Below are 12,759 nucleotides of genomic sequence, written 5' to 3'. Positions count from 1 at the left end.
TATTAGCGGGTCAAACGGTCGCTCCGGCATGGGGATCGTTGGGATCCCCTTCCTTTTTGGCAGGCTTGACAAGATCCTCGCGCTTGACCCCGAGCCACATGGCGATGGCTGCCGCCACAAACACCGAGGAATAGATGCCAAACAAAATCCCGATGGTCAGCGCCATCGCGAAGTAGTGCAGGCTGGGGCCGCCAAAGAAGAGCATCGACAGCACCATCGCTTCGGTCGAGGCGTGGGTGATGATCGTGCGGCTCATCGTGCTGGTGATGGCGTGGTCGATCACCTCGTGGGTGGTCATCTTGCGGTACTTGCGGAAGGCCTCGCGGATCCGGTCGAAGATCACCACCGACTCGTTGACTGAGTAGCCCAGCACGGCCAGCACGCCCGCCAGCACGGCGAGCGAAAACTCCCACTGGAAGAACGCGAAGAAGCCCAGGATGATCACCACATCGTGCAGGTTGGCAATGATGGCCGCAACGCCGAACTTCCACTCGAAGCGGAAGGCCAGGTAGATCACGATGCCCACGACCACCATGGCCAGCGCCATGAGGCCGCCATGCACCAGTTCTTCGCCCACCTGCGGGCCCACAAACTCGGTGCGGCGCAGCGTGACTTCGGGGTTGGCGGCCTTCAGTGCGCCCAGAACCTGCTCGCTTTGTTGCGCAGAGGTCACGCCCTTTTGCACCGGCAGCCGGATCATCACATCACGGGCCGTGCCGAAGTTCTGCACCTGCACGTCGGGGTAGCCCAGGCCGGAGACGGTCTCGCGGACCTTGGCCAGCTCAGCCGGCTGGCTGTAGGCCACTTCCATGACCGTGCCGCCCGTGAACTCCACCGACAGGTGCAGTCCGCGCGTGATCAGGAAGAACACGGCCAGCGCGAAGGTGATGAAGGAGATCGCGTTGAAGATCAACGCGTGCTTCATGAAGGGGATGTCTTTTCGGATGCGGAAGAATTCCATGATCTTCCTCCTTTAGTTCGTCTTGGCCACGGAGGTATCGGCGTCGGGCTTCCACACCTGGCCGATGGACACGCTCTTGAGCTTCTTCTGGCGGCCGTACCACAGGTTCACCAGGCCGCGCGAGAAGAACACGGCCGAGAACATGCTGGTCAGGATGCCAATGCAGTGCACCACGGCAAAGCCGCGCACCGGGCCGGAGCCGAAGGCCAGCAGCGCCAGGCCCGCGATCAGCGTGGTCACGTTCGAGTCCAGGATGGTCGCCCAGGCGCGTTCATAACCCGCGTGGATGGCCGCCTGCGGCGAGACCCCGTCGCGCAGCTCCTCGCGGATGCGTTCATTGATCAGCACGTTCGAGTCAATGGCCACACCGATCGCAAGTGCCATGGCGGCAATGCCTGGCAGCGTGAGGGTGGCCTGAAGCATGGACAGAATAGCCATCAGCAACAGCACATTGACAGCCAGCGCCACGGTGGAGAACACACCGAACAGTGCGTAGTAGATGCACATGAAGACGGCAATCGCCACCATGCCCCAGACCACGCTATCAATACCGCGCTCGATGTTGTCGGCGCCCAGGCTCGGGCCGATGGTGTATTCCTCGATGATCTCCATGGGCGCGGCTAGTGAGCCGGCGCGCAGCAGCAGTGAGGTGTCGTTGGCCTCGGCCGTGGTCATGCGGCCGGAGATCTGCACACGGCCACCACCGATTTCGCTGCGGATCACGGGGGCCGTGACCACTTCGCCCTTGCCCTTTTCGAACAGCACGATGGCCATGCGCTTGCCGATGTTCTCGCGCGTGATGTCCTTGAAGATGCGCGAGCCCTTGGCGTCCAGCGTGAGGTTCACGGTGGGCTCCTGCGTCTGGCCGTCAAAGCCAGGCTGGGCGTCGGTCAGGTTCTCGCCGGTCAGGATGACCTGCTTCTTCACGATCACGGGCTGGCCGCTGCGCTCCAGGTAGCGTTCGGAACCGAACGGCACGGGGCCCCGGCCGGTCTCGGCAGCTCGGGCTTCGGTGCCTTCGTCCACCAGGCGCACTTCCAGTGTGGCGGTGCGGCCCAGAATGTCCTTGGCCTTGGCCGTGTCCTGCACGCCGGGCAGCTGCACCACGATGCGGTCCAGGCCCTGCTGCTGGATCACCGGCTCGGCCACGCCCAGTTCGTTGATCCGGTTGTGCAGCGTGACGATGTTCTGCTTGAGTGCCTGCTCCTGCACGCGGCGGGTGGCCTCGGGTTTGATGGAGGCGCGCAGCTTGAACTCGGTGCCCTCGGGCGTGCTGGTGACCTGCAGGTCGGTGAACTGGTCGGCAATCAGGTTGCGGGTGGCCGTGAGCGTGGCTTCGTCGCGCACCTTGATGTCGACGTTCTGGCCTTCGCGGCTGATGCCGCCGTGGCGGATGCTCTTGTCGCGCAGCGCAGTGCGGATGTCACCGGCATACGACTCGGCCTTCTTGGTCAGCGCGGCCTGCATGTCCACCTGCAGCATGAAGTGCACGCCGCCGCGCAGGTCCAGGCCCAGGTACATGGGGTTGGCGTGCAGGGCCTTGAGCCACAGCGGCGAGCGCGACACCAGGTTCAGCGCAACGATGTACGAGGCATCGTTGGCATCGGGCACCAGGGCCTTCTGGATGGCGTCCTTGGCCTTGAGCTGGGTGTCGGGCGTGTCGAAGCGCGCGCGCACCGAGTTGCCTTCCAGCGCCACGAAATCGGGCGTGACGCCAGCGGCCTTGAGGGCCCCTTCCACCCGCTGCTGCACGGCGGTGTCCACCTTGACGGTGGCCTTGGCCGACGACACCTGTACGGCAGGGGCTTCGCCAAAGAAATTGGGCAGGGTGTACAAGGCCCCCACCAGCAGCACGATCACCAGGATCGCGTACTTCCAGACCGGATAACGGTTCATGTTTACGCCTTTTCCACGCCCTGCCAGCCAATGCCGTGCAAGGGCCGCCCCGCTGCGCTGGTCACGTCACCCGGTCTGCACGCAGTGCGAGCGACCGGAGGCGGCGTGCAGCGCCCGCAGGGGCTGTTCATTGATTACTTGACGGAGCCCTTGGGCAGGACCTGCACCACTGCGCTGCGCTGCATTTGCACTTCCACGCCGCTGGCGATCTCAATGTGCAGGAAGCCCTCGGACAGGCGGGTGACCTTGCCGACGATGCCCCCGGCGGTGGCTACTTCATCGCCCTTGGCGATGGCGTCGATCATGGCGCGGTGTTCCTTCTGGCGCTTCATCTGGGGGCGGATCATGACGAAGTACAGCACCACAAACATGAGCACCAGGGGCAGCATGCCCGTGAGCGTGGACATCATGTCACCGCCACCAGCGGCTGCGGCAGGTGCGGTTTGGGCAAAAGCGGAAGAAATAAACACGGACGGGACTCCACAACGGATGGTCAAAATACACAAAAACCGCCAACGGCCAGCGCCAAAGCGCCCGCCAGGGCGGAACAGGACATTGTATGCGGCGCCCTGCCCACGCCCCAAGGGGTAAGTCCCAGGCCTGCGGCGGGTGTTTGCACAGGCACACAGGTGCGGCAGACAGGGTGAAAAGAATCTATAAAAATCGGCTTCTACGCGCATCCAGTAAGAGCTGATAGCTATTCTTTCGATAGTAAAAAGCCCGCGCAAGCGCGGGCTTCTCTTCCAAGGTGCTGCTGGTTCGCAGAACTTCAAGCCGCCTGGCGCTGGCCGGGCGCCGCTTGGCCGCTGCGCCACTGCGCCATCAGGCCGTCCCACTTGGGGCGTGCCGCTTTCAGGTGGCGCTCCTTCACGTGGCCATAGCCCCGGATCTCTTCGGGGATGCGGGCGATCTCCACCGCCAGGGCCAGGTTGTCGGCGCTCAGGCGGGCCAGCAGCTCGTCGATAGCGGCGCGGTACTCCACGATCAGTGCGCGCTCCATGCGGCGCTCTTCGGTCTTGCCGAACACATCCAGCGCCGTGCCGCGCAGGCCTTTCATCTTCGCCAGCAGGCCGAAGGCGCTGCGCATCCAGGGGCCGAACGGCTGCTTGACCAGTTCACCCTTGTCGTTCTTCTTGGCCGTCAGGGGCGGCGCCAGGTAGTGCACCAGTTTGTAGTCGCCTTCGAACATGTTGGCGATCTTGTCTGTGAAGGCCTTGTCGGTGTGCAGGCGCGCCACTTCGTACTCGTCCTTGTACGCCATCAGCTTGAACAGGTAGCGGGCCACGGCTTCGGACAACTTCGTGCTGGTGCCGAGCTTGGCTTCTGCCGCCTTCACCTTCTCGACAAAGGCCTGGTAGTCGGCAGCGTAAGCAGCGTTCTGGTAGCCGGTGAGGAACTCCACGCGCTTGGCGACCATTTCGGTCAGCGAGGGCTTCTTCACGAACTGGATCACCTGCGCCGCCTGGAACAGCGCCTGCACCGACGCCAGGTCGTGCGCGCAGCGGCGGCCCCATTCAAACGCCGCCTTGTTGTTGTCCACCTGCACGCCGTTCAGCTCCATGGCGCGCATCAGCGATGCCAGCGTGAGCGGCACGCGGCCCTTTTGCCAGGCGTAGCCGAGCATCAGCGGGTTGGTGTAGATGCTGTCGCCCAGCAGCTGCGTAGCCACCTGCTCGGCATCAAAGCTGCCTACACCGCCTGCGCCCACGGCCGCTGCAATCGCGCTATCGCAATTGGCGCCCGGGAACTGCCAGTCCGGGTTGGTCACAAACGCCGCGGTGGGCGTGCTGTGGGTGTTCAGCGCCACAAAGGTGCGGCCGGGCTGCATCACCGTCAGCGTGTACTTGTGGGCCGCCACGATGGAATCGCAGCCGATCACCAGGTCCGCCTTGGCCGTATCGACCTTGGTGGTGTAGATGGCTTCGGGGCGGTTGGCGATCTGGATGTGGCTCCAGGTGGCGCCACCCTTCTGCGCCAGGCCGCCAGCGTCCTGCGTGATGACGCCCTTGCCATCCAGGTGCGCCGCCATGCCCAGCAGCGAGCCAATGGTGATCACGCCGGTGCCGCCCACACCGCCGACCACGATGCCCCAGGCCGCTTCGGCCAACGGCAGCACGGGTTCAGGAATGGAGGGCAGCGCCGACAGGTCGCCCTTCTTTTCCTTCTTGGGCTTCTTGGGCTTGCCGCCCTCCACCGTGACGAAACTGGGGCAGAAGCCGTTGACGCACGAATAGTCCTTGTTGCAGGTGCTCTGGTTGATGCGGCGCTTGCGGCCAAATTCCGTCTCCACGGGCTCCACGGAAAGGCAGTTGGACTTGGTCGAGCAGTCGCCACAGCCCTCGCACACCAGCTCGTTGATGACCACGGTCTTGTCGGGCGTGGCCAACGTGCCGCGCTTGCGGCGGCGGCGCTTTTCCGTCGCGCAGGTCTGGTCGTAGATGATGACCGTGCAGCCCTTGATCTCGCGGAACTGGCGCTGCAGCGTGTCGAGCTCGTCGCGGTGGTGCACCGTCACGCCCTCGGCCAGCGCCACGCCGTCGTACTTCTGCGGCTCGTCGGTCACGATGATGAGCTTGACCACGCCCTCGGACTTCAGGCTGTTCATGATCTGCAGCACCGAGTGGCCCTCGGGCCGCTCGCCCACCTGCTGGCCGCCGGTCATGGCCACGGCGTCGTTGTAGAGCACCTTGTAGGTGATGCTGGTGCCCGCCGCAATGCTCTGGCGGATGGCCAGCAGCCCGCTGTGGAAGTACGTGCCGTCGCCCAAATTGGCGAACACGTGCGCGTCGGTGGTGAACGGCGCCTGGCCCACCCAGGTCACGCCCTCGCCGCCCATCTGCGTGAAGGTGGACGTCTTGCGGTCGGGCATCCAGTTGGCCATGTAGTGGCAGCCGATGCCCGCCACAGCGCGCGAACCCTCGGGCACGCGGGTGCTGGTGTTGTGCGGGCAGCCGCTGCAGAACCACGGGGCGCGTTCGCCCGTGTCCACCTTCAGCTCCGTCATCGCGCGTTCGCTGGCCTCGATGACGGCAATGCGCGAATCCATGCGCGCGATGATGTCGCTCGATACGCCCAGCTTCTTCAGGCGCTTGGCAATCGCCTTGGCGATGATGGCGGGCGTCAGGTCGGCCTTGGCGCGCAGCAGCCAGTTCTGGCTGGGGTTGGGCATGGACCATTCGCCGCCCGTGGCGTCGCCTTCGGGCTCGTCGAACTTGCCCAGCACGTTGGGGCGCACGTCGGCGCGCCAGTTGTACAGCTCTTCTTTCAGCTGGTACTCGATGACCTGGCGCTTTTCCTCCACCACCAGGATCTCCTGCAGGCCTTGTGCAAAGTCGCGCGTGATGGTGGCTTCGAGCGGCCACACCACGTTGACCTTGTGCACGCGGATGCCCAGCTGGCGGCAGGTGTCGTCGTCCAGGCCCAGGTCCACCAGCGCCTGGCGCGTGTCGTTGTAGGCCTTGCCGCTGGCAATGATGCCGAAGCGGTCATTCTTGCCTTCGATGACGTTGTAGTTGAGCTTGTTGGCGCGGATGTACGCCAGGGCCGCGTACCACTTGTAGTCCATGAGGCGCGCTTCCTGCTCCAGCGGCGCGTCGGGCCAGCGGATGTGCAGGCCGCCGGGCGGCATCACGAAGTCCTCGGGCATCACGATCTTCACGCGGTCCGGGTCGATGTTGATGCTGCTGGAGGACTCCACCACCTCCTGAATGGTCTTCATGCCCGACCACACGCCCGAGAAGCGGCTCATGGCAAACGCGTGCAGGCCCATGTCCAAAATCTCTTGCACGCTGCTCGGGAAGAACACCGGCGTGCCGCAGGCCTTGAAGATGTGGTCGCTCTGGTGCGCGGCCGTGCTGCTCTTGCTGATGTGGTCGTCGCCCGCAATCGCGATCACGCCGCCATGCTTGGCGGTGCCGGCCATGTTGGCGTGCTTGAACACGTCCGAGCAGCGGTCCACGCCCGGGCCCTTGCCGTACCAGATGCCGAAGACGCCGTCGAACTTCTTGCTCTGCGGGTACAGGTCCAGCTGCTGCGTGCCCCAGACGGCCGTGGCGCCCAGCTCTTCGTTCACGCCGGGCTGGAAGACGATGTTGTTGGCCGCCAGGTGCTTCTTGGCAGCCCACAGCGCCTGGTCGTAGGTGCCCAGTGGCGAGCCCCGGTAGCCGCTGATGAAACCCGCCGTGTTCAGGCCCGCCACGGCATCGCGCTGGCGCTGCAGCATGGGCAGGCGCACCAGGGCCTGCACCCCGCTCATGAAGGCCCGGCCGTGGTCCAGGGAATACTTGTCGTCAAGCGTGACGGTTTCCAGCGCCTTGCGGACGGATTCTGGGAGTGGGGCATTCATGGCTATGTCTCCAATGGCTTTTTTGTGGGGGCCGCGCCTTGTGGGCCGGTGGGGGGCAGAGTCCATCCGCCCGTTTAGGGCAGCGACTCCAGTGTGGAGAGAAGTGTATGTCTGCGCCGCTGATATGTCTTTGCGTTCTGTGCCGTGTTTAGGCTATTCTGAGAAAGGATCTTTCTCGTTGCAGCCATTTTGTGAACACTCTCGACAAATTCGATATCGCCATCCTCAACGAACTGCAGGCTGACGCCCGCCTGACGAACGCCGAGCTGGCTCAGCGCGTGGGCCTGTCGGCCGCGCCCTGCTGGCGGCGCGTGCGGGCCCTGGAGGAGCAAGGCTTCATCAAGGGCTACCGTGCCGAGATCGACCGGCACAAGATTGGGCTGGGGGTGCTGGCCTTTGTGCGGCTCGATGCCGACCGCAGCACGGGCAACCTCACGCGCAAGATGGAAGAGGCCATCCGCCAGATCCCCGAGGTCGTGTCGTGTCACTACATCAGCGGCACCGGCACCTTCGAACTGCAGGTGGTGGCGCGCGACCTGGACAGCTTCTCGCAGTTCGCGCGCGATGTGCTGCTGAACCTGCCCAATGTGAAAGACATGCACACCAGCTTCTCGCTGGGCGAGGTGAAGGCCAGCGGGGCGCTGCCGCTCACGCACCTGGCGCGGGTCAAAGCGTGATTGCTATTAGATCAATAGCTAGTAGGGCTTGATGGACGGGCGGAGAGGCCTGTTTTGGCCTCAAATCCGGGCAGCGCAAGCCCCCGCCCCGGGGCGTGGGGCTCGATGTGGCTGGGCGCCCTGCAGCAAGGTAACAAGGCGTTAAGGCGTGGTTCCTGCGCAGGGTGTGCTGTATAAGCCTGCAGAACCACAGCGGGGCTGCCAAGCTGCCGCACGCAACCTCTCCGCCACGCGCCTGCAAGGCCCTGCACCTCGTGTCCCTGACCGGGGTGTTGGTTCACAAGGTGGCTGCACGAGCAGTTGCCGGTGGGTCTACCAATACGACGGCTCCTTTCGCGCAAAGCCCCAGGGCCTGCCGACCGGAGCCTAAAAAAGAGGGCGAGGGCGGGCATGATCATCTGGGGCATTTTCTGGGGCGCGGTGCTGGGCTCGTGGTTCGGCGGCTACGGCGACTTCGGGCCGTTTGTGGGCGGCATTCTGGGCTTTTTCGCCGGGCTTTCGCTGCGCTGGGCAATCCGCTCGGCCATCCGCACCGAGCTGCAGGCGCACGCCACCAAGGCCACTGCCCAGCCCACGCGGGCACCGCAGGTGGCGGTTGCCGAAGACCAGCCTGTGGCGGTAGCGCCCGTGGCGCAACGGCCTGTGCCACACGCACCCCCTCCACCACCCACCACCAGCGACACCCCCCGGGATGCAGACGACGCCTTTTGGACCGGCGAACTCACGCCCCAAGGCCTGCCGCGTGTCCCGGTGTCGGCCCCGGCGTCGGCCCCGGTGGCCGCCCGCACGGATGCGCCTGACGCGCCCCGCAAGACAGCCCAGCCCGCCCAACCCAACCCCATCGAGCTGGCCGTGCTCGCGGCCAAGAACTGGCTCCTGGGCGGCAACACCATCGTGCGTGTGGGCCTGGTGATCCTGTTCATCGGCCTGTCCTTCCTTGCGCGCTACGCCGCCTCGGCCGGGCTGCTGCCGGTCGAGTTCCGCCTGGCGGCGGTTGCAGCGGTGGGCATTGCGCTGCTGGGGGTGGGGTTCCGCAAGCGCACCCACAAGCCCGGCTTTGCGCTGGCCCTGCAGGGCGGCGGTGTGGCGGTGATGTACCTCACCGTGTTTGCGGCCTTCCGGCTCTATGGGCTGCTGCCGCCGCTCTGGGCCTTCGGGCTGATGATCGCGGTCTGCGCGGCCAGCTGTGCGCTGGCGCTGCTGCAGGATTCGCGCGCGCTCGCGGTGGCGGCGTTCGCCGGCGGCTTCGCTGCGCCCATCCTGCTGTCCACCGGCCAGGGCAGCCACGTGGGCCTGTTCAGCTACTACACCCTGCTCAACCTGGCCATTCTGTTCATAGCCCACAAGCGCTCCTGGCGCGTGCTCAACGTGGTGGGTTTTGTCGCCACCTTTGGCGTGGCCACGGCCTGGGGGGCGCTCAAATACGTGCCCGATCACTACGCCAGCACACAGCCTTTCCTCGCGGGTTTTGTGCTGATCTACCTCGCCACCGCCATCCTCTATGCGCGCAACACGCCCACGAAGCTGGGCAAGACGGTGGACAGCATGCTGGTCTTCGGCACGCCACTCGTGGGCTTTGGCCTGCAGGCCGGGCTGGTGCAGCCGTTTGAGCTGGGCGCGGCCTTCTCGGCACTGGCCTTTGCTGCGGTCTACCTGCTGACCGCGACCATGCTGGCGCGCCGCGCGCAAGCCAGCTGGCGCCTGCTCACCGAGTGTTTTATCGCCATCGGCGTGGGTTTTGCCACGCTGGCCGTGCCGCTGGCGCTGGATGCGCAGTGGACCTCGGCGGTGTGGGCGCTCGAAGGCGCGGGCGCCTTCTGGGTCGGCATGCGCCAGGCGCGCTGGATGCCGCGTGCCTTTGGCCTGGTGCTGCAGGTCGTGGCCATGCTGGCGTTCATGGGTGGCGTGGACAGCGGGGGCCTGCAGGTCTCGCCTCTGCCGCTGGCCAACCCGGCGTTCCTGGGTGCGATGCTGATTGCGCTGCCCGCGCTGCTGCTGGCCTGGTGGCTGCGCCAGCCGCTGCCCCACAGCGGTTCGGCCTGGGCCCAGGGCTATGCCAGGGTGGAGGTGCTGCTGCCCAACCCTGCCTACCTCTACGGCTTTGTCTTCTGGTGCCTGGCCTGGTGGCTGGAGATCACGCGGCGTGTGCCCGGCCTGGAGCAGGGCCAGTGGCCCGTGCCGGTGTTCTCGGACCGCGTTGCCGAACTGCTGGGCATGCTGGCCGTGGTGCTCAGTGCGGCCCTGTCGATGGTGCTTGGCCTGCGCACGCGCTGGGCTGTGGCCACCTGGCCCGCGCGCGCCACCATCGGCGTGCTGGCGCTGGGGTGGGTGGCGCAGGTGGTGGATGGCCACCGCGTGCTGACCACGCCCGCCTGGGCCGTGTGGCCTATCGTGCTGGCGCTGCACGGGTGGATGCTGTGGCAGACCGATCGCTGGCAGGCGGCGGGCACTGAGGGCCCGTCCGCCCAAAGCGCGCCGCGCTTCGGCTGGTTCCACGCCGCTACGGCCTGGCTGGTGACCTTGCTGCTGGCCGACTGCCTCTGGTCCGGCATCGGCAAGGCCGAGCTGTGGCGCACCTCGTGGGCCGGTGTGGTCCTGCTGGTCAGCGCGATTGCGGTGCTGATGCTGCTGGCGCTCTGGGCGGGCCGTGGCAACCAGCCTGCGGCACGCGCGGCGCTGCCCTGGCCGCTGAACCCCCATGCCCAGGCTTACTACTGGTTGGCGGCCCTGCCCCTTGCGGTGCTGGTGTTCGGGGGCGCGCTGCTGGCGGCCGTGCATTCGTCCGGACACACGGCGCCGCTGCCCTACATCCCGCTGCTCAACCCCACCGACCTGACCCTGGCGCTTGCGCTGGGCGGCCTGGTGTTCTGGCGGCGCGTGCTGCTCGCAGCGCTGCCGCCCCCGGCCCGCTCGGGCGGGCTCACCGGGCGCCATGCGCTGGTGGCCTTGGCGCTGCTCGCGTTCATCGTGATCAACACCGTGTGGCTGCGGGTGGCCCACCACTTCTTTGGCGTGCGCTGGGATGCGTCGGCGCTGTTCAGCAGCTTCGTGGTGCAGACCGGCTACGCCATCCTGTGGACGCTGCTGGCGCTCAGCCTGATGGTGCTGGCACACCGCCGCGTGCAGCGGCCGCTGTGGCTGGTGGGCGCGGGCCTGCTGGGCGTGGTGGTGGTCAAGCTGCTGCTGATCGATCTGTCCAACGCGGGGGGTGCCGAGCGCATCATTGCCTTCATCGCCGTGGGTGTGCTGATGCTGGTGGTGGGCTACTTTGCGCCTTTACCTCCGAAGTCGCCTCCGAAGTCGCCACCCAAGTCGGACGCCCCTGCGGAGCCTGCCGCGCCACCGCTGGCGCCATCGCAACCAGAAACACTGCCATGAAGAAGCCTGTCGCCCTGAACCTGCCCCTGGTGCTGGCCGCTGCCGCCCTGTCCCTGTGCACCGGCGTGGCCCAGGCGGCGGCCGATGCCAACAGCCCTGCGGCCTACGCCATCCGCGTTCCTGTCACGCTCGCGGCCGATGCGCCGCTGCAGCGCGTGATGCTGCCTGCCGAGGTGCTGGTGCGCCTGCAAAGCCCGGGCTATGCCGACGTGCGCCTCTTCAACGGCGCGGGTCAGCCCGTGCCCATGGCACTGGCCGGTGTGGCGGCAGCCAGCGCGCCCGAGGAATCAGTGACCTTGCCCGCGTATCCCATCCTGGGCGCCGCCAGCACGGGCACGGCCGGGCTGGAGGGGCTGTCGCTGCGCATCGAGGAGCGCCAGGGCCAGCGTGTGGTGCAGATCGACACGACCACCACGGCAGGCCCTGCCACCCCGCAGGCCGTGCGCGGCGCGCTGCTCGACGCGCGCAATGTGCAGCTGCCCGTGGCCCGCATGGCCCTGGACGTGGATCTGCCTGCGGGCCAGCCCGTGACGTTCCGGGTGCAGGCCAGCAAGGACCTCAAACATTGGCAGCCACTGGCCGAGACCGTGCTCTACCGCGCCGACGCGGCAGCGGCACCCACGGCACCGGGCCGCCTGGGCAACGAGCAGATCGACCTGCAGCGCGCCGACCTGAAGGGCCACTACCTGCGCGTGACCTGGGGCGACGCCGCCGTGACCCTGCGCGGCGCCACGCTGGCCACCTCGCGCAGCACGGGCCCGCGCGAGCGCGTCAGCGCCAGCATGGCCACGCCCGCCCTGGCCAACCCGCGTGAACTGGTGTTTGCGCTGCCGTTTGCCACACCGGTCGCAGCGCTCGCCATCACGCCGCCCGGCAGCAATGTGCTGATTCCCGTGCGCGTGCTGGGCCGCAACCACCGCGAGCAGCCCTGGTCGCCACTGGCCAGTGCCGTGGTCTACAAGATGGCAACCGGCGGCAAGGAACAGGCCAGCGGGCCCGTGGAGCTGGGCGGTGCCTCGGTGCGCGAGATCAAGATCGAAGCCGACCCCAAGACCCCCGGGTTTGCTGCTGCGCCCGCTTTGGCGCTGCAGTTCGAGCCTGCGCAGCTGGTGTTCCTGGCCAGCGGGCAGGGGCCCTTCACGCTGGCGGCCGGGCTGCCCGGGGCCACGGCGGCGGCCAGCGCCTTCCTGCCCCTGGCCAGCCTGGTGCCGGGCTACCAGCCCGCGCAAGAGAACCAGCTGCCCGTGGCGCTGGCCGATGTAGCCCGGGCCGACATCACCGGCGGCCAGCCCGCAGACGGCGCGCTGGTGCCCGCTGCGGCGGCCAGCGGCGGCATCTCCACGCGCAGCGCCGTGTTGTGGGGCGTGCTGCTGGCGGGCGTGGCGGCACTCGGGCTCATGGCCTGGCTGCTGCTGCGGCAAACCAAACAGGCGGGCACCCAGGCCCCGGCTGCGCCGACCGATGCGGCGTGACGAGGCGGGAGAAGGCGCGATGTTTGGCGC

General features: G+C 66.9%; 7 protein-coding genes. 3 read left to right on the top strand and 4 right to left on the bottom strand.

The window, feature by feature from the left end; all coding sequences use genetic code 11:
* Window positions 1–10: 10 nt before the first annotated feature.
* The 4 genes from secF to ACYZGB_RS01040 all read right to left on the bottom strand — a co-directional run bounded on the left by secF (window position 11) and on the right by ACYZGB_RS01040 (window position 7,202).
* Window positions 11–961: a protein translocase subunit SecF gene (gene secF / locus ACYZGB_RS01055; protein ID WP_462386320.1), complete on the bottom strand. Its 951-nt coding sequence runs from the start codon at window positions 959–961 to the stop codon at window positions 11–13.
* Window positions 962–973: 12 nt separating this feature from the next.
* Window positions 974–2,857, bottom strand: coding sequence for a protein translocase subunit SecD (gene secD / locus ACYZGB_RS01050; protein WP_462386318.1), 1,884 nt, complete (start codon window positions 2,855–2,857; stop codon window positions 974–976).
* Between the two features lie 134 nt (window positions 2,858–2,991).
* A complete protein-coding gene (yajC, locus tag ACYZGB_RS01045; RefSeq protein ID WP_063461563.1) occupies window positions 2,992–3,327 on the bottom strand; it encodes a preprotein translocase subunit YajC in 336 nt (111 codons plus the stop codon).
* 299 nt (window positions 3,328–3,626) lie between these two features.
* Window positions 3,627–7,202, bottom strand: coding sequence for an indolepyruvate ferredoxin oxidoreductase family protein (locus tag ACYZGB_RS01040; protein ID WP_462386316.1), 3,576 nt, complete (start codon window positions 7,200–7,202; stop codon window positions 3,627–3,629).
* Window positions 7,203–7,393: 191 nt separating this feature from the next.
* Between ACYZGB_RS01040 and ACYZGB_RS01035 the strand changes: the two genes are divergently transcribed.
* The 3 genes from ACYZGB_RS01035 (at window position 7,394) to ACYZGB_RS01025 (ending at window position 12,729) form a co-directional block, all read left to right on the top strand.
* A complete protein-coding gene (locus tag ACYZGB_RS01035; RefSeq protein ID WP_462386314.1) occupies window positions 7,394–7,879 on the top strand; it encodes an Lrp/AsnC family transcriptional regulator in 486 nt (161 codons plus the stop codon).
* Between the two features lie 390 nt (window positions 7,880–8,269).
* Window positions 8,270–11,257, top strand: coding sequence for a DUF2339 domain-containing protein (locus ACYZGB_RS01030; RefSeq protein ID WP_462386313.1), 2,988 nt, complete (start codon window positions 8,270–8,272; stop codon window positions 11,255–11,257).
* Window positions 11,254–12,729, top strand: coding sequence for a DUF3999 domain-containing protein (locus tag ACYZGB_RS01025; protein ID WP_462386312.1), 1,476 nt, complete (start codon window positions 11,254–11,256; stop codon window positions 12,727–12,729). Before ACYZGB_RS01030 ends, ACYZGB_RS01025 begins: the two co-directional genes overlap by 4 nt.
* The last annotated feature ends 30 nt before the right edge of the window (window positions 12,730–12,759 follow it).

The sequence above is a fragment of the Acidovorax sp. Q11 genome, from assembly GCF_054950075.1.
This window is presented reverse-complemented; position numbering and strand designations above follow the sequence as displayed.

Bases quoted from the DNA above. Each gene is read 5' to 3' on its own strand.
- secF (WP_462386320.1), bottom strand. From the start codon at position 961: ATGGAATTCTTCCGCATCCGAAAAGACATCCCCTTCATGAAGCACGCG.
- secD (WP_462386318.1), bottom strand. From the start codon at position 2,857: ATGAACCGTTATCCGGTCTGGAAGTACGCGATCCTGGTGATCGTGCTG.
- ACYZGB_RS01040 (WP_462386316.1), bottom strand. From the start codon at position 7,202: ATGAATGCCCCACTCCCAGAATCCGTCCGCAAGGCGCTGGAAACCGTC.
- ACYZGB_RS01030 (WP_462386313.1), top strand. From the start codon at position 8,270: ATGATCATCTGGGGCATTTTCTGGGGCGCGGTGCTGGGCTCGTGGTTC.
- ACYZGB_RS01025 (WP_462386312.1), top strand. From the start codon at position 11,254: ATGAAGAAGCCTGTCGCCCTGAACCTGCCCCTGGTGCTGGCCGCTGCC.